The 25,204-nt window shown below is 64.2% G+C and carries 24 protein-coding genes; 15 read left to right on the top strand and 9 right to left on the bottom strand.

Annotated features, from left to right (window positions below; all coding sequences use genetic code 11):
- Nucleotides 1–22: 22 nt before the first annotated feature.
- Nucleotides 23–1,744: a DUF885 domain-containing protein gene (locus ACO055_RS02930; RefSeq protein WP_422061123.1), complete on the bottom strand. Its 1,722-nt coding sequence runs from the start codon at nucleotides 1,742–1,744 to the stop codon at nucleotides 23–25.
- A 126-nt stretch (nucleotides 1,745–1,870) separates the two neighbouring features.
- On the opposite strand from ACO055_RS02930, the gene ACO055_RS02925 reads away from it, so the two are divergent.
- The 4 genes from ACO055_RS02925 (at nucleotide 1,871) to ACO055_RS02910 (ending at nucleotide 6,081) form a co-directional block, all read left to right on the top strand.
- Nucleotides 1,871–3,181: an MFS transporter gene (locus ACO055_RS02925; protein WP_422061122.1), complete on the top strand. Its 1,311-nt coding sequence runs from the start codon at nucleotides 1,871–1,873 to the stop codon at nucleotides 3,179–3,181.
- A 150-nt stretch (nucleotides 3,182–3,331) separates the two neighbouring features.
- Nucleotides 3,332–4,000, top strand: coding sequence for an RBBP9/YdeN family alpha/beta hydrolase (locus tag ACO055_RS02920; RefSeq protein ID WP_422061121.1), 669 nt, complete (start codon nucleotides 3,332–3,334; stop codon nucleotides 3,998–4,000).
- Complete coding sequence (gene cysK, locus ACO055_RS02915) at nucleotides 3,997–4,917, top strand: cysteine synthase A (protein WP_422061120.1); 921 nt, start codon at nucleotides 3,997–3,999, stop codon at nucleotides 4,915–4,917. The genes ACO055_RS02920 and cysK overlap by 4 nt, the downstream gene beginning before the upstream one ends.
- A 33-nt stretch (nucleotides 4,918–4,950) precedes the next feature.
- Nucleotides 4,951–6,081: a cell wall hydrolase gene (locus ACO055_RS02910; RefSeq protein ID WP_422061119.1), complete on the top strand. Its 1,131-nt coding sequence runs from the start codon at nucleotides 4,951–4,953 to the stop codon at nucleotides 6,079–6,081.
- Nucleotides 6,082–6,086: 5 nt separating this feature from the next.
- Here ACO055_RS02910 and ACO055_RS02905 read toward each other — a convergent pair whose 3' ends face one another.
- Nucleotides 6,087–6,521, bottom strand: a complete 435-nt coding sequence (locus tag ACO055_RS02905; RefSeq protein WP_422061118.1) for a hypothetical protein — start codon at nucleotides 6,519–6,521, stop codon at nucleotides 6,087–6,089.
- A gap of 106 nt (nucleotides 6,522–6,627) precedes the next feature.
- On the opposite strand from ACO055_RS02905, the gene gyrB reads away from it, so the two are divergent.
- Together gyrB and ACO055_RS02895 are read left to right on the top strand one after the other, a co-directional pair.
- A complete protein-coding gene (gyrB, locus tag ACO055_RS02900) occupies nucleotides 6,628–9,171 on the top strand; it encodes a DNA topoisomerase (ATP-hydrolyzing) subunit B (protein ID WP_422061117.1) in 2,544 nt (847 codons plus the stop codon).
- An 89-nt stretch (nucleotides 9,172–9,260) separates the two neighbouring features.
- Nucleotides 9,261–9,653: a septal ring lytic transglycosylase RlpA family protein gene (locus tag ACO055_RS02895; RefSeq protein ID WP_422061116.1), complete on the top strand. Its 393-nt coding sequence runs from the start codon at nucleotides 9,261–9,263 to the stop codon at nucleotides 9,651–9,653.
- Nucleotides 9,654–9,673: 20 nt separating this feature from the next.
- Here the strand turns inward: ACO055_RS02895 and ACO055_RS02890 are convergent, their stop codons facing one another.
- Complete coding sequence (locus tag ACO055_RS02890) at nucleotides 9,674–10,603, bottom strand: glutaminase (RefSeq protein ID WP_422061115.1); 930 nt, start codon at nucleotides 10,601–10,603, stop codon at nucleotides 9,674–9,676.
- A gap of 99 nt (nucleotides 10,604–10,702) precedes the next feature.
- Between ACO055_RS02890 and ACO055_RS02885 the strand changes: the two genes are divergently transcribed.
- Genes ACO055_RS02885 through ACO055_RS02875 form a run of 3 tightly spaced genes read left to right on the top strand, consistent with a single transcriptional unit; the run spans nucleotide 10,703 to nucleotide 11,977 of the window.
- On the top strand, nucleotides 10,703–11,176 hold the full coding sequence (locus ACO055_RS02885; protein ID WP_422061114.1) for a VOC family protein: 474 nt from the start codon (nucleotides 10,703–10,705) through the stop codon (nucleotides 11,174–11,176).
- The gene (locus ACO055_RS02880; protein ID WP_422061113.1) at nucleotides 11,173–11,499 is read left to right on the top strand and encodes an ArsR/SmtB family transcription factor; all 327 of its coding nucleotides are present in this window, start codon (nucleotides 11,173–11,175) and stop codon (nucleotides 11,497–11,499) included. The genes ACO055_RS02885 and ACO055_RS02880 overlap by 4 nt, the downstream gene beginning before the upstream one ends.
- Before the next feature lie 10 nt (nucleotides 11,500–11,509).
- On the top strand, nucleotides 11,510–11,977 hold the full coding sequence (locus tag ACO055_RS02875; RefSeq protein WP_422061112.1) for an SRPBCC domain-containing protein: 468 nt from the start codon (nucleotides 11,510–11,512) through the stop codon (nucleotides 11,975–11,977).
- A gap of 391 nt (nucleotides 11,978–12,368) precedes the next feature.
- On the opposite strand, the gene ACO055_RS02870 is transcribed toward ACO055_RS02875, so the two are convergent.
- From ACO055_RS02870 to ACO055_RS02850, 5 genes are all read right to left on the bottom strand, one after another.
- Complete coding sequence (locus ACO055_RS02870; RefSeq protein WP_422061111.1) at nucleotides 12,369–13,511, bottom strand: zinc-binding dehydrogenase; 1,143 nt, start codon at nucleotides 13,509–13,511, stop codon at nucleotides 12,369–12,371.
- Nucleotides 13,512–13,588: 77 nt separating this feature from the next.
- Entirely contained in the window at nucleotides 13,589–14,332 is a 744-nt protein-coding gene (locus ACO055_RS02865; protein WP_422061110.1) for a 3'(2'),5'-bisphosphate nucleotidase CysQ, read from the bottom strand.
- Nucleotides 14,333–14,334: 2 nt separating this feature from the next.
- On the bottom strand, nucleotides 14,335–16,248 hold the full coding sequence (cysN, locus tag ACO055_RS02860; protein WP_422061109.1) for a sulfate adenylyltransferase subunit CysN: 1,914 nt from the start codon (nucleotides 16,246–16,248) through the stop codon (nucleotides 14,335–14,337).
- Complete coding sequence (gene cysD / locus ACO055_RS02855; RefSeq protein ID WP_422061108.1) at nucleotides 16,248–17,153, bottom strand: sulfate adenylyltransferase subunit CysD; 906 nt, start codon at nucleotides 17,151–17,153, stop codon at nucleotides 16,248–16,250. Before cysD ends, cysN begins: the two co-directional genes overlap by 1 nt.
- A gap of 87 nt (nucleotides 17,154–17,240) precedes the next feature.
- Nucleotides 17,241–18,137 (bottom strand): LysR family transcriptional regulator, encoded by an 897-nt coding sequence (locus ACO055_RS02850; protein WP_422061107.1) that lies wholly within the window; start codon nucleotides 18,135–18,137, stop codon nucleotides 17,241–17,243.
- 99 nt (nucleotides 18,138–18,236) lie between these two features.
- Here ACO055_RS02850 and ACO055_RS02845 point away from each other — a divergent pair, with 99 nt between their 5' ends.
- The 5 genes from ACO055_RS02845 to ACO055_RS02825 are packed head-to-tail and all read left to right on the top strand — an operon-like array spanning nucleotide 18,237 to nucleotide 21,272.
- Complete coding sequence (locus ACO055_RS02845) at nucleotides 18,237–19,406, top strand: isovaleryl-CoA dehydrogenase (protein ID WP_422061106.1); 1,170 nt, start codon at nucleotides 18,237–18,239, stop codon at nucleotides 19,404–19,406.
- The gene (locus ACO055_RS02840) at nucleotides 19,403–19,753 is read left to right on the top strand and encodes a hypothetical protein (RefSeq protein WP_422061105.1); all 351 of its coding nucleotides are present in this window, start codon (nucleotides 19,403–19,405) and stop codon (nucleotides 19,751–19,753) included. The genes ACO055_RS02845 and ACO055_RS02840 overlap by 4 nt, the downstream gene beginning before the upstream one ends.
- The gene (locus tag ACO055_RS02835) at nucleotides 19,750–20,169 is read left to right on the top strand and encodes a VOC family protein (RefSeq protein ID WP_422061104.1); all 420 of its coding nucleotides are present in this window, start codon (nucleotides 19,750–19,752) and stop codon (nucleotides 20,167–20,169) included. Before ACO055_RS02840 ends, ACO055_RS02835 begins: the two co-directional genes overlap by 4 nt.
- On the top strand, nucleotides 20,166–20,444 hold the full coding sequence (locus ACO055_RS02830) for a hypothetical protein (protein ID WP_422061103.1): 279 nt from the start codon (nucleotides 20,166–20,168) through the stop codon (nucleotides 20,442–20,444). Before ACO055_RS02835 ends, ACO055_RS02830 begins: the two co-directional genes overlap by 4 nt.
- Nucleotides 20,445–21,272 (top strand): cytochrome c, encoded by an 828-nt coding sequence (locus ACO055_RS02825; protein ID WP_422061102.1) that lies wholly within the window; start codon nucleotides 20,445–20,447, stop codon nucleotides 21,270–21,272. It abuts the gene before it with no gap.
- 23 nt (nucleotides 21,273–21,295) lie between these two features.
- Here ACO055_RS02825 and ACO055_RS02820 read toward each other — a convergent pair whose 3' ends face one another.
- Nucleotides 21,296–23,380, bottom strand: a complete 2,085-nt coding sequence (locus ACO055_RS02820) for a M13 family metallopeptidase (RefSeq protein ID WP_422061101.1) — start codon at nucleotides 23,378–23,380, stop codon at nucleotides 21,296–21,298.
- A gap of 146 nt (nucleotides 23,381–23,526) precedes the next feature.
- On the opposite strand from ACO055_RS02820, the gene ACO055_RS02815 reads away from it, so the two are divergent.
- A complete protein-coding gene (locus ACO055_RS02815; protein WP_422061100.1) occupies nucleotides 23,527–25,125 on the top strand; it encodes a carboxyl transferase domain-containing protein in 1,599 nt (532 codons plus the stop codon).
- Nucleotides 25,126–25,204 lie beyond the last annotated feature (79 nt).

Here is a 25,204-nt window from a genome sequence, read left to right as displayed (position 1 = left end):
CCGGTCCCATGATTCGCCAGCCTCAGAAGACCGCTTTCGGCGCGTCCTCTTTCATCATTGCCGCACGCACCATCGGGATTGGAGGGCCGCCGTATGACAGGAATTCGTCGTGGAACGCCTTCCACTTGGTCTTGTCGCCCTTGGTCCAATCCTCGCGCAGCTTGCGGATCATCAGCTTGCCCATCGTGTAGTTAAGGTACAGAGGATCGTAAGTGCCGCGCGCGGCCTGCTGCTTGGCGTTGCCTTCATCCTGATAGCATTGCTCCTTGAACAGCTTTTCGCTGTCCGCGACCGTCATTCCCTTCGTGTGCAGCCCGATCGCGGAGAGATAGCGGCAGTCGCGCAGCAACGCATTCGACAGCTGGCCGATATGCGTTTCGGGATCGCCGTTGCCCAGCCCCGCATCCCACATCATTTCCTCGGTATAATGCGCCCAGCCTTCGGCGAAAGCGTAGCCGACGAACAGCTTGCCAAAGATGCTCTCCGCCCGGTTCGAGTGGAGGAAGTTGAGGAAGTGGCCCGGCCACACTTCGTGGACCGACGTGAACATCAGGTCCTTCCTGCCCGGCACGAAGTCGTCCTGCATCTGCTTGTCCCAGGCCGGATCGGGCGGCGAGATGTAATAGACCGACGGCAGGCCTTTTTCATACGGCCCCGGAATGTCGATATAGGCCGCGTTCTGACGGTTGTACGGCGGAGATTCCTCGACCTGCGCCTGTTCGGTGCCGGGGATCGAGACGAGATCCTTTTCGACGATGAAAGCGCGCAGTGTCGGGAGCTGGCGGCGCGCCTCGGCGACCGGTCCGTCGGCGGGCTTGTCCGAGTTCATCTTCTTCATGCAGTCGGTGATCGTCATGCCGGCGGCATAGGTCGCGCAGGCCGCCTTCAGCGCATCCTGGTTGCGCTTGAGGTCGGCCTGACCGATGCGTTCAAGTTCTTCGATCGACGTGTCGACCGCTTCGTTGGTAAGGATCATCTTTGCGAATTTGTCGGCGCCGAGGGCATAACCGTCAGGCGTGCCCGGTTTCGATCCAACATAAGCAGCAAGGTCCTTTACCGCAGCGGCGGCTTTCGCAGCGGCCTCGTCGAACTGTTTCTGGAGTTCGGGATCCTTGACCTCGGCAAAGGCCTTTTTGGCGTCGCCGGTATAATAATCTGCGAAGCCGCCGAAGCCTGCCGTGCCATATTTCACAAAGGTTGCGGGGAGCGGAAGCTTCAGGTTCGCCTTGATCTGTTCGGCCGCAGCCGGGACCTTCTGCGCGTAGGCGATGAACGCCTTCATCCGCGTCGTTGCGTCGGCATAGGGGCGTGCGACATAGACGTTGGGGTCGAGCTGGCCGACATAATAGGCCGGGTTATTGTGCGGAAAGTCGGCGTCCTTCAGGAAAAACAGCTGACCTTCGGCGACATGGACCAGATAGTCGCGCTCGAACTTTTCTGCATCGGTCATCTGGCCGTCGAACGCCTTGGCGTCGGCGATCGTCTTTTCGAGGAACGCGGTCTGCTTTTCGAGGCCGGCGGGTGACCAATCGGGAAGTTGCCCGTCGAATTCATGCTTCCCCTGATAGACCGCGAAATTGGGGTTGAGCGGGAAATAGCCGGCGAGGAAATTGTCGCGGAATTCGGTCCAACTTTTCGCGGTCGGCGCGGTGCTCGACTTATTGTCGGACGCGTTGCACGCGGTCAGGACGAGCAGCGTCGCAGCCATCGCGGCGCCGCCGAAACGGGCAAATTTACGGGTCATTCGATGATCTCCCTCAATCGATCGCGGGTTTCTGCCACTGCATCCGGCGGATGACACCCGATAATCGACGAACGGCATACGCATGCGCTCTGGACAGAGGCGAAAAGCGCGATAGGGCGTTGGCCGATGGCGACGATCCTCCCTCCCGACGGCGAAGAGCCGGTGCTGCCCGAAGTGACCCCCAAAGCCCCCTCCCCGCTCAGCTTCGCAGACTATCGCTATTATTGGATCGCGCGTTTCACTGCGGTGATGGCGACGATCGCGGTGGTCGTGGTGATCGGATACCAGCTCTACGACACCGCGCGTACCGATTACGGAATGTCGATCAAGGAGGCATCGTTCCAGCTCGGCTTGCTCGGGCTGTTCCAGTTCGTGCCGCTGGCGCTGTTGACGCCGGTTGCCGGCTGGGCTGCCGACCGCTTCGAGCGACGCCGCGTCGCGATTTTTTCGAACCTGATCGATATCGTGATCGCCGCGACGCTCGGCTGGTTCACTTGGCACGATATGCTGACGCTGCCGTTGCTGTTCGGGCTCGCGGCGCTGCACGGGGTCGCCCGTGTTTTCTCCGGCCCGGCGATGAGCGCGATCGCGCCGAACATCGTGCCGCCCGCCGTGCTGCCCCGCGCGATCGCGATGAGCAGCATCGCGTGGCAGTCGGCCTCGGTGATCGGTCCCGCCGCGGGCGGTCTGATCTTCGCCGCGCATCCGACGTCGGTCTATATCTTTGCTGTCGTCCTGCTTGCGCTCTCAGCTTTCACGATCAGCCGCGTGCGGCCCGTGCTGCCGCCGCCTGTCGAGGTGCGCCGCCATCCGCTCCGCGAGATGCTCGACGGGCTGAAGTTCGTATGGATGGAGCGGTTCCTGCTCGGCACGATCACGCTCGACCTGTTCGCGGTCATCCTGTCGGGAGCGACAGCGATGTTGCCCGTATATGCGCGCGACATATTGCACGTCGGCTCCGAAGGTCTCGGCCTGCTCCGCGCTGCCCCCGCGCTGGGCGCAGCAGTGGTCGCACTGGGTCTGTCGATCCGACCGATCGAGCGGAATGTCGGCGTGAAGATGTTGTGGGCGGTGGCCGTGTTCGGCGTGGCGACGGTTGCCTTCGGCCTGTCCACCAGCCTGTTCCTGTCGCTCGCTATGCTCGTCCTGCTGGGCGCCGCTGATATGTTCTCGGTCTTCGTCCGCGGCACGCTGATCCAGCTCAACACGCCCGACCATATGCGCGGCCGCGTCAGCGCGGCGTCGGGGCTCGCCATCTCCGCCTCGAACGAACTTGGCGAGATGCGCGCGGGTGCGATGGCAGCCGCGCTTGGTCCGGTCGCCGCAGTCGTGGCCGGCGGCGCGGCAGCGGTTGGCGTTACAGCACTCTGGGCCTGGCTCTTCCCCGAATTGCGCCGCGCCAAGACGTTCGAGCCGCAGTTCAAACAGGCGGACTAACGCATTTCCGCGGTTGCCCGAAACGGCCAAATCGGTTCGCCGCAAACCGCCGTCCTTTCGCCACAAAGTATTTGCCAACTAAATTAGTTGAGTTATGTCGATTGCACCCGTCACCACGGTTCCCCTCCCCCTCATCGATGGAGAACCCCGATGCACAATGCAACGATCCGCCACAAAATCCTGACGATTCCGGGCCTGCACAACAGCGGCCCCACCCATTGGCAAAGCCTTTGGGAGCATAAGTTCGCCGACTGCGAGCGAGTCGATCTGGGCCGCTGGGCCGAACCCGACAAGGATGAGTGGTCGCGTCGAATCGCGGACGCCATCGATGCCGAGAGCGAGCCGGTGCTGATCGCGGCGCACAGCCTTGGCTGCCACGCGTTCGCGCACTGGTTCGCGGCTGCAAGCGCCGTGACGCGTACGCGCATCGCCGGCGCACTACTCGTCGCGCCGCCCGATCTTACGAACCTGCGCCACGAACATCGCGTCACCGGATTCGACGACACGCCAGGCTTCACCTCGCGTACGCCGATGATCGTCGTCGCGAGCGACAACGACAGCTATGCCAAGACCGCCTATGCTTGGCGCCTGTCGCGTCAGTGGGATGCGCGCTTCGTGAACGCCGGTCCCTTTGGTCACATCAACGCCGACTCGGGGATCGCCGACTGGCCTTATGGACAGTATCTGCTGGCATCGTTACAACCCGCGCCACTGCCGGCCCTGGCGGACGAAACCCAGTGGCTGCGCGCCGGAGACTGGCCGAATCGCGTCCGTCTGGACCCGCGGTTTGAATATAGAGAAAGAGCGCATCGATCATGAAAGCCAATTCGATCCTTGAGACCATCGGGAATACGCCGCACATCCGTGTGGCCAAGCTGTTCCCCGACGCCGAAGTGTGGGTGAAGTCGGAACGCAGCAATCCCGGTGGGTCGATCAAGGATCGGATCGGACTGGCGATGATCGAGGCCGCCGAACGCGACGGCAGCTTGAAACAAGGCGGCACCATCGTCGAACCGACGTCGGGGAACACCGGCATCGGCCTGGCGATGGCCGCTGCCGTCAAGGGCTATAAGCTCGTCCTCGTCATGCCCGAAAGCATGTCGCTCGAACGCCGCCGGCTGATGCTGGCCTATGGCGCGACCTTCGACCTGACGCCGCGCGAAAAGGGCATGAAAGGCGCGATCGAGCGCGCGATCGAACTGGTCGAGACAACCCCCGGTGCCTGGATGCCTCAGCAGTTCGAGAATGAAGCGAACATCGACGTGCACGTCCGCACGACGGGGCCGGAAATTCTGGCAGACTTCAAGGATACACCGATCGACGTGCTGATCACCGGCGTCGGAACCGGCGGCCATATCACCGGCACGGCGCAGTTCCTGAAACAGCATTGGCCTAACCTGAAAGTGTTTGCGGTCGAGCCGGAAGCGTCGCCGGTCATCTCCGGCGGTCAGCCGGCGCCGCACCCGATCCAGGGCATTGGCGCCGGCTTCATCCCCCGCAACCTCCACACCGACCTGCTCGACGGGGTGATCAAGGTCGATGCCGCCGCGGCAAAGGATTTCGCGCGCCGTGCCGCGACCGAAGAGGGCATGCTCGTCGGCATTTCATCGGGCGCAACGCTGGCCGCGATCGAGCAGAAACTGGCCGAACTGCCGCCGGGTACACGCGTGCTCGGGTTCAACTATGACACGGGCGAGCGCTACCTGTCGGTTCCCGATTTCCTTCCCGAAATCTGATCCCTCGTGATGCGCCCGGCGGGCGAACCGGCGATGCCTTTGCGGCGCGACTGGACGGGCTGGCTGTTCGTCTTGCTCACCGTCGCGGCGATCGTCGCGGTGCTCTACTCCAGCAGCCATACCGGGGCGGGAAAGCATGGCATGCTTCCGCATCCGGTTGCACCGCCTGCTGATATCATCCCCGAAGTGGCGCCGATGGAACTGGCGCCCGTCACCGTGGCGGATGCAAAGGCGCAGAATGGCGAGATACCCCTCGTCACCAAGGGCTTCGTCGCCGCACGGCCGTTCGTCTATGCGGGGAGCGGCGATGGTCGCGCCCGTGCGCGCGACTGCCTTGCCGCCGCGATGCTTTACGAGGCGGGCGACGATTCGAAGGGGCAACAGGCGGTCGGCCAGGTCATCATCAACCGCGCGCGGCATCCCGCCTTTCCCAAATCGATCTGCGGCGTCGTGTTTCAGGGATCCGACCGCACCACCGGCTGTCAGTTCACCTTCACCTGCGATGGCGCGCTCAATCGCCGCTATTCAGACGCTGCATGGGCGCGTTCGCAAGCGAATGCCGAGATGATGCTGTCGGGCACAACCTACCCTGCCGTAGGGCTCGCGACGCACTACCACACCGACTGGGTGCGCCCCTATTGGAGCGACAGCCTCGAGAAGATTGCGATCGTCGATACGCACCTCTTCTTCCGCTGGCCGGGATTCTGGGGAACGCCGGGCGCGTTTCGCGGCGCGGTCTCGGGGAACGACGGCGGCATCGCCAAGATGGCAGCGCTTTCGCCCGCCCACGCCCTCGCGGTCGGTGTCGAGCCGCCGACCGCTCTTGCCGGCGTGGATGCGAACGCGGCCGTCGGCGACGCGAAGGTCATCGCCGGTGCGGGCGAAGCGACGGGGCGCGACACCATCTATGTCGCACTCGATCGCCGCGCTGCGCCCGAAAGCTTCGTGACGACCGCGCTGCGTCTCTGCGGCAACAAGCCCTATTGCAAATTCATGGGGTGGACCAATCCGGGCCTCAAGCCCGACAGCGACGCGATGAGCGACATGCAGCGCTCGGCGATGACCTTCTCCTACCTCCGCGACGACAAGGCGGGGTTTGAAAAGGCGCTGTGGAATTGCAGCGAATACAAGCGTGACGACACGCGGCAGTGCATGAAGCGGTAGGGCTGTTAAGCCCCCAGCTGAACCGTTCCGCCCTTGATCCAGCCCCAGCGGCACGGGCCCTGATATTCGCGTGCGTTCTGAACGGTCTTGGCGACGCCGCACATATCCTCGTCCGTTCCGGGCGCCGAAAAGACGATACCGAACCAGGCGTCGTCGTCGGTCGCCTCGCACACCGAGACTTTCGCGCCGCCCGCAATCTTCGCCTTCACGGCGCGCGTTTCGCCCGGGCCCCAAAATACATCGGTGCCGCCGGCCTTGACGCGCGAAATGCTGGAGCAGGCAGGCAGGCTTGGCCCTTCGGTGCCGATCATCACCGCGCGCGTCGCAAGCGGTTCGCCGGGAAGCGCGGGCGCATTATCGGCGGGCGGCGAAGGCTGGCTGCACGCAGCGAGCGAGGCAATCAGGACAGCGGCGAGCGGGGTCGGGAGGCGATGTTTCATGCCCCGAAACTAGCCGTCGCGGCGCGCGCGCGCAACGGGCCATCGGAAAGCGGCGTGAGGCGCATTTTCGCTTGGGTTTTATGCCCCTCGACCCTATATAATCGCTATGACAGACACCCCCGAGAACAGCGCGCCCGAAAGCGCCTCCAAACAGCCCAATACCAACGCTTATGGTGCCGATTCGATCAAGGTCCTGAAGGGCCTTGATGCGGTGCGCAAGCGGCCGGGCATGTATATCGGCGATACCGACGACGGGTCGGGCCTGCATCACATGGTGTTCGAGGTTTCGGACAATGCAATCGATGAAGCGCTCGCAGGGCATTGCGATCTCGTCCTGATCACGCTCAACAGCGACGGGTCGGTCAGCGTCGAGGACAATGGCCGTGGCATCCCGACGGGCATCCATGCCGAGGAAGGCATTTCGGCGGCCGAAGTCATCATGACCCAGCTCCACGCTGGGGGTAAGTTCGAGAATACGAGCGAGGACAATGCGTACAAGGTGTCGGGCGGCTTGCACGGCGTCGGCGTCAGCGTCGTCAATGCCCTGTCCGAATGGCTCGAGCTTACGATCTGGCGCGACGGCGAAGAACATTGGATGCGCTTCGAACATGGCGATTCGGTTGCGCCGCTCAAGATCAACGGGCCCGCGCCCGCGGGCAAGAAGGGGACGCGCGTTACTTTCTCGGCCTCGACCGACACGTTCAAGAATGTCCTGGAGTTCGATTTCGAGAAGCTCGAGCATCGTTACCGCGAACTCGCCTTCCTGAATTCGGGCGTGCGGATCAAGCTGGTCGATGCGCGCCACGCCGAGCATGTCGCGCACGATCTGTTCTATGAAGGCGGCATCGCGGCGTTCGTCAAATATCTCGATCGCAACAAGAATGCGCTGCTGCCCGATCCGATCGCGATCAGCAGCGAGCGCGACGGCATCGGCATCGACGTCGCGCTCGAGTGGAACGACAGCTATTATGAAAATGTCCTCTGCTTCACGAACAATATTCCGCAGCGCGACGGCGGCACGCACCTCGCAGCATTTCGCGCCGCGCTGACGCGCACGATCAACGGCTACGGCGAAAAATCGGGCATCCTGAAAAAGGAAAAGGTCTCGCTGACGGGCGACGACATGCGCGAAGGCCTGACCGCGATCGTCTCGGTCAAGCTGCCCGACCCCAAGTTCAGCAGCCAGACCAAGGACAAGCTCGTCTCGTCCGAAGTGCGCCAGCCACTCGAAAGCCTGATGGCCGACCGTATGACCGAATGGCTCGAAGAAAACCCCGCTTATGCAAAAGCGGTGATCCAGAAGGTCATCGACGCCGCCGCGGCGCGCGAAGCCGCGAAGAAGGCACGCGAACTGACGCGGCGCAAAGGCGCGATGGATATTGCCTCCCTGCCCGGCAAGCTCGCTGATTGCCAGGAGCGCGACCCTGCGAAATGCGAACTCTTCCTGGTCGAGGGTGATTCGGCAGGCGGGTCCGCCAAGCAGGGGCGCGACCGCCATGTGCAGGCGATCCTGCCGCTGAAGGGCAAGATCCTGAACGTCGAACGCGCACGGTTCGACCGCATCATTTCGTCGAAGGAAGTCGGGACGTTGATCCAGGCGCTCGGGACGGGAATCCGCGACGAGTTCAACCTCGAAAAGCTGCGCTATCACAAGATCGTGATCATGACCGACGCTGACGTCGACGGCGCGCATATCCGCACGCTGCTGCTCACTTTCTTCTATCGCCAGATGCCCGAGATCATCGAGGGCGGCCATCTCTACATCGCCCAGCCGCCACTTTACAAAGTCGCGAAGGGGCGAAGCGAAGTCTATCTGAAGGACGATAGCGCGCTGGAAAATTATCTGGTCGATGCGGGCATCGACGCGCTGCTGCTCGAAACGCCGGGCGGCGCGCGGTCGGGTGCGGATCTGCGTGGACTGATCGAGCATGGCCGGCGCCTGCGCGCGTTGATGCGCTATGTGCCGCGCAGCCTCGATGCGGGGCTGGTCGAAGCGCTTGCGCTCACCGGCGCGCTCGATCCCGACCTCGACACAGCGGGGCGTCACAGCGCGGCAGCGACGGCCGCAAGCTGGCTCAATATCGCCGAGCGCGCGCTGACCGGCGGCGCCGAAGCCGTTTGGACCGTCTCGGCGGTCGAAGGCGGCGGTTACACGCTCGAGCGCCGCTGGCGCGGGGTCAGCGACCATCATGTCGTCGATGCCGCGTTCCTGGCGAGCCAGGAAGCACGCCGCATGCACAAACTCGCCAGCGAGCAGACCGAAACCTATGCCAGCCCGGGCCGCCTCGTGAAGCTCGGCAGCGCGCCGGTCGAAGTCGAAGCGGAAGCCGATGGCGAAAATGGCGAAGCGCCCGCCGCAGTGAGCGCCAAGTCGAGCCCGATCACGCGCCCGTCCGAACTGCTCGACGCGATCTTTGCCAACAGTCGCAAGGGCCTGTCGATCAGCCGCTACAAGGGGCTGGGCGAAATGAACGCCGAACAGCTGTGGGAAACGACGCTCGACCCGTCGAACCGCTCGCTGCTGCGCGTCCGCACCGAGCAGGCCGACGTCGCCGACGGCATCTTCGAACAGTTGATGGGCGACGAGGTCGAGCCACGGCGCGACTTCATCCAGACCAATGCGCTGAGCGTCGCCAACCTCGACGTCTGATCGCAGAATCGTACCAGCGTAGCGCGGGCGGCTTGCCACAAGCCGCCCGCGCTGTTTTTTGGCGCGCACCCAACGGGGGGAGGGAAAACATGCGGCGCATCATGGCAATAGCCCTGCCGCTGCTGCTGGCGATGCCGGCGGTTGCACAAGAGCGGAATGGCGACGACGACGCCCAGGCCGAGGAAAGCGACATCGGCAGCGGGATGGCGAGCTATTACGGTCGCGAACTCGCCGGAAACCGTACTGCAAGCGGCGAAGCCTTCAATCCCGACGATCTGACCTGCGCGCACCGCACGCTCGCCTTTGGCACCCGGATCCGCGTCACCAATCTTGCCAACGGCAAGAGCGTCATCGTGCGCGTCAACGACCGCGGGCCTTGGGGCCGCGGTCGCGTGATCGACATTTCACAGGCTGCAGCAAAGCAAATCGGCATGCACCGCACGGGCACGGCAAAGGTTCGCATGACGCTGGTCGACGATTAGTCGCCGATCAGGGTCGAGCATCAATCGAACACCGACCATCCCGCCGCATAGGCGAAATGTTCGAGCGCGATCGCACCGACCAGCGATGTCCCCGCGTCGTTGAGTCCCGGCGACCAGACCGCGATCGACCCCTGCCCCGGCGCGATGCAGAGAATGCCGCCGCCGACGCCGCTCTTGCCCGGAAGGCCGACGCGGAAGGCAAATTCGCCCGAATTGTCATAATGGCCGCAGAGCATCATGATCGCGTTGATGCGCCGGGCGCGATGCTGTTCGATCAGCTGCTCATCGCTGAGCGGATCGCGGCCCTCCATGGCAAGGAAAAGGCCGGCTTTGGCCAGCTGGCGACAGCTCATCGCGATCGCGCATTGGCGGAAATAGACGCCGACCGTGGTCTCGACGGGGTGACGCAGATTGTCGAACGCCTCCATGAAATAGCCGAGACTGCGGTTGCGCGCGCCGGTCTGCGCTTCGGACGAGGCGACCTCCCCATCGATTGCGATGCTGTCGTCGCCGGCACGGGCGCGCAGGAAGCTCAGGATTTCGTCGACCGTCGCATCGCCGTCGCGGCCGTCGATCAGCCGGTCGGTCGTCGCGATCGCCCCGGCATTGATCAGCGGGTTGCGCGGGATTCCCTGTTCGCTTTCGAGCTGGACGATCGAGTTGAACGCGCTGCCCGACGGCTCGCGCCCGACGCTGTCCCACAGCGAGCTGCCGACGCGGCGCAGCGCGAGCGCCAGCGTGAAGACTTTTGACACCGACTGGATCGAGAACGGGATGTCGGCGTCGCCTGCGCTGTGGACGGTGCCGTCGGGCAGCGCGAGCGCAAAGCCGAAGCGGTTCGGATCGACGCTGGCGAGCGCAGGGATATAGTCGGCGACCTTGCCCTGGCCGCGGTGCGGCAGGGCGATGTCATAGGCTTCGGCGACGCAGCGGGCGAGATCGATTGTCATGCGGTTTTCTAGCAACTTCACGCACAATTGCATGTATTTTCATTTTGTGGAAAATATTATAGATATTGAAAATCAAATCACCGACTCGGGAGACACGGCATGACAGATCATCCACGCGGCAAAGGGCTTTCGAGCGCCGTCTGTTACAAGGACAGCAAGGCCGCGTTTCGCTGGCTCGAGGAAGCGTTCGGGTTCGAGCCGGTGTTCGTGCTGCTCGACGAACAGGGCAACCTCGCACACAGCGAAATGGCATATGGCGCCTCGACGATCATGATCGGCAACGAATGGTCCGACGATCACCGCAGCCCGGTGAACCTGGGCGGCAAGAATAGCCAGACCGTCCATGTCCAGCTTGGCATCGGCGAGGATATCGACGCGCATTGCGAACGCGCGCGCGCGGCAGGCGCCGACATCGTCGCCGAGCCCGAGACCCAATTTTATGGCGACCGCACCTATCGCGCGAAGGATGCCGAGGGGCATATCTGGACCTTCGGCGTCACGGTCGAGCAAAAGAGCTCGGACGAATGGGACGCCGAAGGCGGCTTTACGACCAAGACGCGGCTCGACGATTGAGCGCCGCATTCGACCGGATGCTGTCGGCGATCGCAGACCCCAAACGGCGGCGGGTGATCGAACTGCTCGGCGAGCGGCCGCGAAGCGCAGGCGAACTGGCCGGCGCGCTGGGTCTCGCGCCGCCTGCGATGAGCCGGCACCTGCGCGCGCTCAAGGAAGGCGGGCTGGTCGAGGACGGGCATCCCCATTTCGACGCGCGGGTGCGCATCTACAGCCTCAAGGATGGCGCGACCGACGAGCTCAAACGCTGGCTGGCCGCGACCGAGGCGTTGTGGACGCACCAGCTCGCGGCATTCAAGCGCCATCTCGAGGACGACGAATGAGCGCCCCCCAATGACCGCCGCGGTGATCGTCGCGCTGCGCGTCGCCGCAACTCCCGAGGCGGCGTTTGCGGCGTTTACGCGCGGCATCGGGCGCTGGTGGAAAAGCCACCCGCTCTTCCCGCTCTCGCCGAAGGGCGACGGCATGTTGCGCTTCGATCCCGCAGGACCCGACGGGCGCCTCGTCACGCGCTTCGACGATGGCGAAGAATGGGAGATTGGGCCAGTGCGTCATTGGCGCCCCGGCGAACTGCTCGCGTTCGGCTGGCGCGTCCCAAGCTTCGCGCCCGATCAGGCGACCGAAGTCGATGTGCGATTCGAGCCGGTCGGTACCGAAACACGCATCACCGTCGAGCATCGCGGCTGGGACACGATCCCGCAGCGCCACGCCGCACGGCACGGGTTCGAGCTGATGCTGTTCCAGCGGCGGCTGAGCGAACATTGGCGGGGGTTGTTGCGAGCGATGAGCGAGCAGGTTTGAGCGGGGTGCCCGGTTGGGGGTGGAGAGCGGCCATTCTCCCCTTCGTCACCCCGGACCTGATCCGGAGGCCAAGCAACCGCCGAAGTCATGGATCCCGGATCATGTCCGGGATGACGATGATGGAGCGGGATGACGTTAATAGAAAACGCTGCTTTCTGTCGCTTACCGCCACCAGCTCCGAGTTTGACATGTCCGAAAAGGAGGGGTGAGCGGTCGCTTACCCGATGCATCAACTTCCCCGGCGAAAGCCGGGGAAGTTGACCCGTCGTGTTCCCCGGCGAAAGCCGGGGCCCAGGGCGTTGGAGAGTCGATGTTGCGCAAGCACGCTCTGGACCCCGGCCTTCGCCGGGGAATATATCAAAATCGTCCGCGCCCGCTCGCTAGCAGCCGCTCAGCCCGCCGATGGTCGGATCAGATATTTCTCGCCGGTGCGCTTCGCGTTGTAGGCGTTTGCGGTGTCGAGGTTCAGGGCGTCGGCCAGCGACACTTCGTGGCTGTAGTGGCTCTTGAACGTGGTCGTGAGTTCGTCGACGACGCGCTTGCGCATCCGGCCCACCGTTTCCATCCCCGCCTTTTGCATGAAGGGGGTCAGGAGGAATCCGGAAAGCGACCAGGTCAGTCCGAAGCTGCGCGCCGCGAAAATGGTCGGCGAGAGATCGAGCGCACCGTAGATATAGACTTGCTTGAAGGTGTCCGAGCCATAGCGGCTGTAGGTCGTCATGCGACGCACTGCCGCCGCTTCCATGGCGGTGAGCACCTGCCCGGCCAGCTTGCCGCCGCCTGTCGCGTCGAAGCCGATCGTCGCGCCTGTCTCGGTGATCGCATCGATCAGGCGATCCATGAAATCGTCGGCGCTGCTGTTGACGATATGCTGCGCGCCGATACCCTTGAGAATCTCGACCTGCGCGTCGCTGCGCACGATGTTGACGAGCGGGATCCCGTCCTTGGCGCAGATCTTGACGAGCATCTGCCCGAGGTTCGACGCGGCCGCCGTGTGAACGATCGCGCTATGGCCTTCGGCCTTCATCGTCTCGGTAAACGCCAGGCTGGTCAGCGGATTGACGAAGCAGGAAGCGCCGTCGACGGGATCGGTGCCGTCGGGCAACGGCATCGTCATCTGGACCGGCAGGCAGCGATATTCGGCGTACATCTCACCGCCGAGCAGCGCGACGGTCTTGCCGACCAGCGCCTGCGCTTCGGGCGAGTCCCCGGCCTGGACGACGATTCCGCAACCCTCGTTGCCGATCGCCAGCGCGTCGCCGATGCGGCCGCCCATCGCGCGCATGCCCGCCGGCGGAATGTCGGCGGTGATCATCGGCAGGCCGTCGCGTGTGCCGGCGCGCGCGGTCGACATATCGGCGCCGCCGAACAGCAGGCCGAGGTCGGACGGATTGATCGGCGTCGTCAGCACCTTCACCAGCACTTCGTGCGGCTTGGGTTCAGGCATCGGGCGGCGTTCGAAATAGACCTCGAGCTGCCCTTCGGGCTTTGCAAGCGTCAGCATGACAATGTTGGTGGTGGGCAGGTCGGTCATCGCGCGTCTCCCGTCGCATTTGGTTTTCGGATGCAACGGATTAAGGCGCGGGCGCGCCGCTGGCAATGGCCGCTCGCTTAAGTGGGCGAATATTGTGCCGCAAACCGCAGCACGTCGCCGGCCAGCTCGGCGCGGCAGATCAGCAGGTCGGGCAGATAGGGATTCGCATTGTTGTACCGGATCGGCGAACCGTCGGCGCGGCTGACGTGCAGCCCTGCCGCCTGTGCGACCGCGACTGGGGCGCAGTTGTCCCACTCATATTGGCCACCGGTATGAAGATAGATATCGGCCTGCCCCAGCACGACCGCCATCGCTTTTGCCCCCGCCGATCCCATGGGAAGCAGTTCGGCGCCGAGTTGCTGCGCAACATAGACGGCTTCGGCCGCTGGCCGCGTGCGGCTGACGAGCATCTTGAGCGGGCGGTTTGCCGGACGAAGCGGTGCCGGCGCTTCCGAAGAGAGCGTCATGCCGGCGCCCGGCAGCGCCACCGCGCCAACGCTCGCCACCCCGTCGATCGCCAGCGCGACATGCACGGCCCAATCGTCACGGCCCTCGCCATATTCGCGCGTGCCGTCGAGCGGGTCGACGATCCAGACGCGGCTTTGACCGCAGCGCGCCGGATTGTCCTTTTCCTCCTCGGACAGCAGCGCGTCATCGGGCCTGGCGGCGCGGATTTCGCGGCAGAGCATGGCATTGGCCGCATCGTCGCCCGCTTTGCCGAGCGCCTTGCCTTCGAGCGCGCCCTGCCCGCGCAGCGCGAGGAGAATGTCGCCAGCGGCGGTCGCGAGCCTTGCAGCGAGTTGAGCGTCGGTCTCGGCCATACTTATCCCAGCAAGCGATCGATGATCAGGTCTGCGGCGTCTTCGGGTGTCATCGTGGTGGTGTCGATGCGGATTTCCGGTGCCTCGGGGGGTTCATAGGGGCTGTCGATGCCGGTGAAGTTCTTGAGTTGTCCGCTGCGGGCCTTTTTGTAGAGGCCCTTGACGTCGCGGCGCTCGGCTTCGGCGAGCGGGGTGTCGATGAACACCTCGATGAACTCGCCCTCGGGCAGCATCGATCGCACCATGTCGCGCTCGACCCTGAACGGCGATATGAACGCCGTGATCACGATCAGCCCGGCGTCGGTCATCAGCTTGGCGACCTCGCCGACGCGGCGGATATTCTCGATCCGGTCGGCTTCGGTAAAGCCGAGGTCGCGGTTGAGCCCGTGGCGGACATTGTCGCCGTCGAGCAGGAAGCTGTGCCGGTTCATGCGGTGCAGGCGCTTCTCGACCAGGTTGGCGATCGTCGACTTGCCCGAGCCCGACAGGCCGGTGAACCAGAGCAGCGCGGGCCGCTGGTTCTTGAGCGACGAGCGCATGTCGCGGTCGATGTCGGATGCCTGCCAATGGACGTTCTGCGCCCGGCGCAGGCTGAAGTGCAGCATCCCCGCCGCGACGGTCGCGTTGGTCAGCTTGTCGACAAGCACGAACCCGCCGAGCGCATGATTGTCGGCATAGCTTTCGAACACGATCGGCTTGTCGGTCGACAGCTCGACGACGCCGATGCCGTTGAGCTCGAGCGTCTTGGCCGCCAGATGGTCGAGCGTGTTGACGTTGATCTCGTACTTGGGTGCCTGCACCGTGGCCGATACGCTCTGCGTCGCCAGCTTCAGCCAATAGGCGCGCCCCGCGATCATCGCCTCGTCGGCCATCCAGACGAGCGTCGCCTCGAACCGGTCGGCCGCCTCGGGCGGCGCATCGGCAGCCGCGATGACGTCGCCGCGCGAGCAGTCGATCTCGTCGGCGAGCGTCAGCGTCACCGACTGGCCTGCAACCGCTTCGTCGAGATCGCCGTCGAGGGTCACGATGCGGCTGACCGTCGTGGTCTTGCCGCTGGGCAGGATGCGGACCAGCTCGCCGGGCTTGACCCTGCCGCTGGCGAGTTGGCCCGAGAAGCCGCGGAAGTCGAGGTTCGGGCGGTTGACCCACTGCACCGGCATGCGGAACGGCTTGCCCTCGTCGGCCGCGCTGCCGATCTCGACCGTCTCGAGATGCTCGATCAGCACCGGTCCCTTGAACCAGGGCATATTGTCCGACAGCGCGGTGATATTGTCGCCCTTGAACCCCGAGATCGGGATCGCGGTAAACTGGGTGATACCGATCTCGCTGGCGAAGGCGCGGTAGCTCAAGAGAATGCGCTCGAAGATGCTCTTGTCATAGCCGACAAGGTCCATCTTGTTCACCGCGAGCACGATGTTGCGGATGCCGAGCAGGTGCGCAAGGAAGCTGTGGCGGCGCGTTTGCGTCAGCACGCCCTTGCGTGCATCGATCAGGATGACGGCAAGGTCGGCGGTCGAGGCGCCGGTGACCATGTTGCGCGTATATTGCTCGTGCCCCGGGGTGTCGGCGACGATGAACTTGCGCTTCTCGGTCGTGAAGAAGCGGTACGCGACGTCGATCGTGATCCCCTGTTCGCGTTCGGCGGCAAGGCCGTCGACGAGCAGTGCGAAGTCGATCTCCTGCCCCTGCGTCCCGACGCGCTTGCTGTCGGCTTCGAGCGCGGCAAGCTGATCCTCGAAGATCATCTTGCTGTCATAGAGCAGGCGCCCGATCAGCGTCGATTTGCCGTCGTCGACCGACCCGCAGGTGATGAAGCGCAGCAGCGACTTCTGCTGATGCTGCGCGAGATAGGCTTCGATATCCTCCGCGATCAGCGCGTCGGTGACATAAACAGGAGCGTCGGGGATGTCGGTCATCAGAAATACCCCTCCTGCTTCTTCTTCTCCATGCTGGCGTCGCCGCCGTCCTTGTCGATGATGCGGCCCTGCCGTTCGCTGGTCGTGGTGAGGAGCATCTCCTGGATGACCTCGGACAGCGTCGTCGCCTCGCTCTCGACCGCGCCGGTCAGCGGATAGCAGCCCAGGGTACGAAAGCGCACCGAGCGGAGGGCCGGCGTCTCGCCGGGCAACAGCGGGAAGCGGTCGTCGTCGACCATCAGCAGCAGGCCGTCGCGTGTCACCGTCGGCCGCGGCGCGGCAAAATAGAGCGGGACGATCGGGATCTGTTCGCGCGCGATATATTGCCAGATGTCGAGCTCGGTCCAGTTCGAGATCGGGAAGACGCGGATGCTCTCGCCTTTTGCCTTCCGGGCGTTGTAGAGGTTCCACAGCTCGGGCCGCTGCTGCTTCGGGTCCCAGCCATGGGTCGCGGTGCGGAACGAGAAGATGCGCTCCTTCGCGCGGCTCTTTTCCTCGTCGCGCCGCGCGCCGCCGAACGCGACGTCGAAGCCGTGAAGGTCGAGCGCCTGCTTCAGCCCCTCGGTCTTCCACATGTCGGTGTGGAGCGGGCCATGGTCGAACGGGTTGATCCCGCGCGCCTTCGCCTCCGGGTTCTGATAGACGATCAGCTCCATGCCGCTCTCGGCCGCCATGCGGTCGCGCAGCTCGTACATCGCCCGGAACTTCCACGTCGTATCGACGTGGAGCAGCGGAAACGGCGGCGGCGACGGATAGAACGCCTTGCGCGCCAGATGCAGCATCACCGCGCTGTCCTTGCCCACGCTGTACAGCATCACCGGCCTCACCGCGTCCGACATCACCTCGCGCAGGATGTGAAGGCTCTCGGCCTCAAGCCGGTCGAGATGGGTCAGCGTATCGGTCATGCCTCGCCCTTGCCGCCGCTCAGGACGGCGGGCAAGCTGTATGGGCTTTTGGCGCTGCAAGCCAGACTTGTGAGCCCCGAGTCCCGACTAGCCATCGACCCTTGCCTCCTGCCAGTCGGCCGCGGCACGCTGGATCGCGGGAAGCGCGCGGGCGATGCGCTGTTCCATGTCCGGCTGCGTCCGCCACGCCGGATCGATGAGCAGGCCGAGCTCGCGGCGAAAATCATAGCCGCTGACTTTGAGCGGCACGATGCCGTCGATCGCGAGCGAAGCGGGCGCGGTCGTGATCCCGACGCCCGCCGCGACCATGCGCAGGCATCGATCGTCGCTGTCGCTGCGCAGAGCAAAGCGCGGGCGGACGCGATGGCGCGTGAAAAAGCGGCTCGTCGCGTCCAGAAACTCGCAGGCTCGGCGCGCGATCATCGTTTCGGGGGCGAGATCCTCGGGCGCGACTTCTCCCTGCCCCGCGAGCGGATGGTCGGCGGCGACGAACATGACGATGGGCTCTTCATACAAGGGAGTGACGTGCGGTTCATGTTCGCCCGAACGCAGCGGGACGATCGCCATGTGGAGGCGCCCGCCGTGAACGGCCGCACGCAATTCGGAATCGCTATTCTCGCTGATCTCGAGTCCGAAATCGCGCGCCAACAGCGCGGTGACATTCTGGAAGAACGCGCCGGGCACCGACCGGATCGTGCCGAGTTTGAGCACCGGCTTGTCGCTTTCCTCGGCGCGCCCGAAACCATCGGCGGCGCGGAAATTGCGTTCAAGGTCGCGGGCGATCGGCAGGAAGCGACCGCCCGCTTCGGTCAGGCGGATCTGGCGGCGATTGCGGATGAAGAGCGGGGCGCCGACCAGACGTTCGAGATCCGCGATTCCGGTCGACAGCGCGGGCTGCGTCACGCGGATCTGCTGCGCGGCGCGCGTGAAGCTGCCCGCGTCGACGACGGCGAGGAACTGGCGGATGTGCGAACGCTTTATCATAAATTCTACTTATGCTGAGACGTGTGAAGTTTCAATTTTCATATGCTGACGCTTTCGGGCAGACAGGACGGGTGTTCCGCCCCGACCGAAGGGACTTCCATGCGCGCTACCCCCGATTTCGATTTCGCGCTCGGCGAGACCGCCGACATGATCCGCGACACCACCGCCCGCTTCGCCGACGAGCAGATCGCGCCGCTCGCCGCGAAGGCCGATGCCGACGACTGGTTCCCGCGCGACGAACTGTGGACGCAGATGGGCGAGCTTGGCCTGCACGGCATCACCGTCGAGGAAGACTTCGGCGGCCTCGGGCTCGGCTATCTCGAGCATGTGATCGCGGTCGAGGAAGTGTCGCGCGCGAGCGGCGCGATCGGCCTCTCCTATGGCGCGCATTCGAACCTGTGCGTCAATCAGATCCGGCGCTGGGGCAATGCCGAGCAGAAGGCGAAATATCTGCCCAAGCTGATCAGCGGCGAGCATGTCGGCAGCCTTGCGATGTCCGAAGCCGGCGCGGGCAGCGATGTCGTTTCGATGAAGCTGAAGGCCGAGAAAAGGGGCAGCGGATATTTGCTCAACGGCACCAAATTCTGGATCACCAACGCGACCTGCGCCGACACGCTGGTCGTTTACGCCAAGACCAGCCCCGAAGCCGGATCGCGCGGCATCACGGCGTTCCTGATCGAGAAGGACATGCCGGGGTTCAGCATCGGGCAGAAGATCGACAAGGTCGGCATGCGCGGATCGCCGACCGCCGAACTCGTCTTCGACGATTGCGAAGTCTCCGAAGAGCAGGTCATGGGGCCCGAGAATGGCGGCGTCGGCGTGCTGATGTCAGGGCTCGACTATGAGCGCGTCGTCCTCGCCGGGCTTCAGCTCGGGATCATGCAGGCGTGCCTCGACACGGTCATTCCCTATGTCCGCGAGCGCAAGCAGTTCGGCAAGCCTATCGGTTCGTTTCAGCTTATGCAGGCGAAGGTTGCCGATATGTATGTCATGCTCCAGTCGGCGCGCTCCTATGTCTATAACGTCGCCAAGGCTTGCGACGCGGGGCAGACGACGCGTTTCGACGCAGCAGGCTGCATCCTTCTCGCGAGCGAGAATGCGGTGAAGGTCGCGGGCGAAGCGATCCAGGCGCTCGGCGGCGCGGGCTATACCAAGGACTGGCCGGTCGAGCGCTACTGGCGCGACGCCAAGCTGCTCGACATCGGCGCGGGTACAAACGAGATTCGCCGCATGCTGATCGGCCGCGAGTTGATTGGCGCCGGCGCGTGACCTGGCTCTGGCTGTCGGCCGCCTTCATGGCGACGACGGCCCTGGTGCATGGCTTTCTTGGCGAGCGGCGGCTGATCCAGCCGCTTCTGACGCTCGATCAGGGAATCATGAACGTCGATCTGGCGCGCAAGGTGTTCCGCCTGGCTTGGCATGCCCTGTCGCTGCTGATGCTGGTATCCGCGGCATCTGTCGTCTGGCCCGGCACGCCGCAGAGCCTTATCCTCGTGATCGGGGCGGCCTGGACCGCGACCGGGCTGTTCGATGCCGTCTATACCCGCGGCAAGCACATCGGCTGGCCGTTTCTGACCGGCTCCGGCATCTTCGCCATCATCGGCGCGTTGGCATGAGCATGCGCGGGCTTCTCCATCACATCGACCTGACGGTCACCGACAAGGAACGCTCGCGCATCTTCTATGATGCGGTGCTCGCCTTCCTCGGCTATCGGCGCGCGGCGGATCATGATCATGGAACCGACTGGGACCGCGAAGGCGAGCCCTTTCACTCGATCGGAATCATCGAGGCACGCGGCGAAGGCGCTGCGCGGACGCACGACCGGTACGCGCCGGGGCTGCATCATCTGGCGTGGACGGCGGACAGCCGAGCCGATGTCGATGCCCTCCACGATTTGCTGCGCAACATCGACGCGACGATCCTCGACGCACCCGCCGATTATCCGCGCTATGGTCCGACCTATTATGCGGTCTTCTTCGCCGACCCCGACGGGCTGAAGCTCGAATTCGTGTTCGGGGCGACCGGCGGATGAGCGACACGCTTCTGACGGCGCTGCAATATTATGGCGCCGCGGCATCGACGCTTGCCGCGCTGCTGGTCTCGCTCAACCTCGGCGAGCGGTGGAACGGCTGGGCGTTCGTCATCTTCGTGACGAGCAGCCTCGCGCTGATCGCATGGGGCTTTATGCAGCCTGAAAGCGAAGGCATTGGATGGCAGAATGTCGCGCTCCTCGGGATCAATCTGGTCGGCGTTTACAGCCACCTGATCCGCAAGAAAAAGCCCGCCGCCGACCAGTCGGGCCGATAGATGACAGGTGGCGGTCACATTGTCCTGACTATCGCGGCGTTGGCGCTTGCCGGCTGCCAGCAACCGGCAACGCCAACCGGCGCGCGCGCGAGCTTCTCGCTCGACGGTGCGGATTATAACGGCGTCGAGGCAAAACTGGCGCATGGGAAGCGGATCGCCGTGCTGCTTGGATGCGAGGCGTGTCATGGCGCCACCCTTCAGGGCACGAACGTCTCTGCCGACGAGCCCGAAATGGGTGACATGAATGCCCCGAACCTGAGCCTGCTGATGCCGCGATATAGCGACGCCGAATTCGAGCGGGCCTTGCGCCAGGGGATTCCGAAGGACGGCCGCGAGTTCTGGTTCATGCCGTCGGAGGGGCTGCAATTCCTGAGCGATGCCGACATGGCAGCGCTGATTGCTTATCTTCGGACGGTGCCTCCGGGCGGCAAGCCCATGCCGCCCCTTAAAAAAGGGCCGCTCTTTTTTCGCCTGATCGAGACCGGAGAGATGCGACCGGCGCCCGAGATCGCGGCGCGCTTTCGGCGCGAGCAGCCTGCGGATCTGGGAAGCGACCATGCGTATGGCCGCTACGTCGCCATGCTCGTCTGCTCCGAATGCCACAATTCGAAACTGCAGGGTTATGTCGACTTCACCCCGGATCTCGATATCGCCGGCGCCTATAATATCGAACAGCTCGACCATCTGTTGACGACCGGCGAGGGGCTTGCACCGCGCGATCTTGGCATGATGCGATCGACGGTGCGCGCGCGCCTCAACCGGCTGACACCGCACGAACGGGCCGCACTGATCGCCTACCTCAAAGCGCGGGCGGAGCGGCCGCAATGACCAGCCACCCTCGCCCGTGCCGTTCAGCCCCAGACGCGGACGCGCTTGTCGGGAGCGAGGTAGAGCTTGTCGCCTTCCTTGATGTCGAACGCCTTGTACCAGGCGTCGAGATTGCGGACGGTGAGCGCGCGGTACATGCCCGGTGCGTGACCGTCTGTCGCGACGCGCGCGCGCAGCGCCTCGTCGCGCATCTTCGTCGCCCACGTCTGCGCATAGGCAATGAAGAAACGCTGGTCGCCGGTGAAGCCGTCGATCACTGGCGCCTCCTTGCCGTTCAGCGAGGCGCGGTAGGCGTCATAGGCCGCCTGAAGGCCGGCAACGTCGGCGATATTCTCGCCGAGCGTCAGCTTGCCGTTGAGCGCGAGGTCGGGGAACGGCTTGTACCCGTCATATTGCGCAGCAAGCGCGGCGCCCGCGGCATTGAACTTCGCAAGGTCGGCCGCGGTCCACCAATTGCGCAGCGCACCGGTCGAGTCGAACGCTGCGCCGTTGTTGTCGAAGCTGTGGCTGATCTCGTGCCCGATCACCGCGCCGATCGCGCCATAATTATACGCCGGGTCGGCCTTGGCGTTGAAGAAGGGCGGCTGCAGAATCGCGGCGGGGAAGTTCAGCGCGTTCTGGACCGGCAGATTGACCGCATTGACCGTCTGCGGGGTCATCCACCATTCGGCCTTGTCCATCGGCTTGCCAATCTTGGCGAGCTGGTGCGCATATTCGGCCTTTTGCCCCGCGACCTGATTCGCATAGGCGTTGTCGGCGCTGACGGTGTAGCTGCCATAGTCACGCCACGTCTCGGGATAGCCGACGCCGACGACGATCGTCTCGACCTTCTTGATCGCTTCCTTCTTGGTCTCGGGGGCCATCCAGTCGATGGTCTCGACGCGCTTGGCGAAGGCGGTCTTGATGCCCTTTACCATGTCGCCCACTTCGGCCTTCGCCGACGCCGGGAAATATTTCTCGGCATAGACGCGGCCGACCGCATCGCCGAGATCGGCATTGAGCGCGTCGAGCGCACGCTTGTCGCGGTTGCGCTGCTCCGGTGTGCCCGCAAGCGTCGTGCCGTAAAAGGCAAAGTGGGCGTCATCGAGCTTCGTCGGCAGCACGTCGGTGTGGCCGTTGATCTGGTGGAACATCAGCCAATCCTTCCACGCATCGAGCGGCTCCGACGCAACAAGCGCCGAAAGGCCCGTGATCGCAGTCGCGTGATAGGCGCCGAATTTGGCAGCCTTGTCGAGGCCAGCGGCGGCAAAATAGGCGTCCCAGTCGATTCCCGGGGCCTTCTTCGCAAAGTCGGCCTTGGTCCAGACACCCGCCGATTTGGTGAAATCCCCGCTCTGTTCGCGGCTGGAATGCGCTTTCGCGATCTTGACTTCGAGGTCGTAGATGCGGCCAGCCTTGACATCGGCATCGTCGATGCCTGCCTCGGTCAGCAGCTTGGCAACATAGGTCTTATAGGCCGTGCGGATGCTCGCCATCTTCGCGTCGCCCGAGAGGTAATATTCGCGCTCGGGCATCCCGAGCCCGCCCTGCAACACATAGGGGATCACTTCGCCGGGGGTCGCAAGCCCCTGAGTCATGAAGATGCCGAACAGATTTTCGGTCTCGAAATCGGTCGCGTTCAGCGGATCGACATCGGCCCGCGTCTGTTCGCCAAGCGCTTTCGACAGGCCTGCCTTGTCGGTGATCGCGGCGAAACGGGCAAGGTCGGCTTCGACAGGCTTCAGGCCTGCTGCGTCGATCGCCTGGATGTTGGTGTAGGCCTTGTAGAAGGCGGCAATGCGACCGTCGTCGGTCGTGGGATCGCCGCCGCTTTTGACGATGGCGTCGACGAGTTCGCGCGTGCGCTTCTCGGTTTCGAGGAAGGCGATGTAGAACGCGCCGATCGACGAACGATCGGCGGGGATTGCGGTCGTCTTTTGCCAGTTGCCGTTGGAATAGGCGTAGAAGTCGTCGCCCGGCTTCACGCTCGCGTCCATCGCGGCCTTGCTGATGCCAAGCTCGGTGCCGACGGTATAGGCCGCGCTTTCCTTGTCGCCCTTCGAACAGGCGACAGGACCCGCGACGATAGCGGCGGTCGAAAGCAGGATGGCAAAGACGGCTTTTTTCATAGGACTAACCTTGTTCTTGGGGCGGCACGCAGCGGGCATAGGCCTGTGACAAACTGGTTTCAATGCCAACCAATTTCGGCGTGCGGTCCTTTTCAATCGACGAGCGGCGGGGTAATCCATCGTGCCGGCAGAGGAGAGAATGCGACGTGAGCGCACCAGTTTTGGGAACGATGGTCAACGCCGACAGCGAGGCGTTTCGCGCCAATGCTGCGCACAATCGCGGCCTGCGCGACGAGCTCTACGCCCGCGTCGCGGAGGCTGCGCTCGGCGGCAACGAGAAGTCGCGCGAGCGACATGCAAGCCGCGGCAAATTGCTGCCGCGCGAGCGCGTCGAGCGACTGCTCGATCCGGGCTCACCCTTCCTCGAGATCGGCCAGCTCGCCGCGTGCGATATGTATGAAGGCGAAATCCCTGGCGCGGGAATGATCGCTGGCATCGGCCGCGTATCGGGCAAGCAAGCGATGATCGTCTGCAACGACGCGACGGTGAAGGGCGGCACCTATTATCCGATGACGGTGAAGAAGCATCTTCGCGCGCAGGAGATTGCCGAGGCGAACCGCCTGCCCTGCATCTACCTCGTCGACAGCGGCGGCGCGAACCTGCCGCACCAGGATCAGGTTTTTCCCGACCGCGACCATTTCGGGCGCATCTTTTTCAACCAGGCGAATATGTCGGCGAAGCGCATTCCGCAGATCGCGTGCGTGATGGGAAGCTGCACGGCGGGCGGCGCCTATGTCCCCGCGATGAGCGACGAGACGGTGATCGTGCGCGGTCAGGGCACGATCTTCCTCGCGGGTCCGCCGCTGGTGAAGGCCGCGACGGGTGAAGAGATCAGCGCAGAGGATCTGGGCGGCGGCGATCTGCACGCGAAAAAGTCGGGCGTCGTCGACCATCTTGCCGAGAATGACGAGCATGCGCTGACGATCGTTCGCGACATCGCGAGCCATCTGGGTGCGAACACGGGTTTCGAAGTCGAGATCAAGGAACCGCGGCCGCCGAAATATGACGCCGAAGATCTGTACGGCATCGTGCCGCAGGACGTGCGCGCACCCTATGATGTCCATGAGGTGATCGCGCGCATCGTCGACGCGAGCGAGTTTCACGAGTTCAAGGCGCAATATGGCAGCACGCTCGTCTGCGGCTTCGCGCATATCTGGGGCATCCCGGTTGCGATCCTCGCGAACAACGGCGTGCTGTTCAGCGAAAGCGCCGTCAAAGGCGCGCATTTCATCGAACTGGCGCAGCAGCGGCGCATCCCCCTGCTCTTCCTTCAGAATATCTCGGGCTTCATGGTCGGCGGCAAATATGAGGCCGAGGGGATCGCCAAGCATGGCGCGAAGCTGGTGACGGCGGTCGCGACCGCGACGGTGCCAAAGATCACCGTGCTGATCGGCGGCAGCTTTGGCGCGGGCAATTATGGCATGTGCGGGCGCGCTTATTCGCCGCGCTTCCTCTTTACCTGGCCTAACGCGCGGATCAGCGTGATGGGCGGCGAACAGGCCGCGTCGGTTTTGGCGACGGTTCACCGCGACGCCGACAAATGGACGCCCGAAGAAGCCGAAGCCTTCAAGGTACCGATCCGTCAGAAATATGAGGACGAAGGCAATCCCTATCACGCGACCGCGCGGCTGTGGGACGATGGCATCATCGACCCGGCGCAGACGCGCGATGTGCTTGGGCTGGCTTTTTCGGCAACGCTGAACGCCCCGGTCGAGGACCGCGGCTTCGGCGTGTTCAGGATGTAATCGTGGCAATGACAACCTCCTTCCTCCCCGGAACGGGGAGGTGGCACCGCGAAGCGGTGACGGAGGGGCCGGAACCTCT

It is taken from the genome of Sphingopyxis sp., from assembly GCF_965227415.1.
Lineage (GTDB): Bacteria > Pseudomonadota > Alphaproteobacteria > Sphingomonadales > Sphingomonadaceae > Sphingopyxis.
Note: the sequence above shows the minus strand (reverse complement) of the source record. Positions and strands in the feature narration are given on the sequence as shown.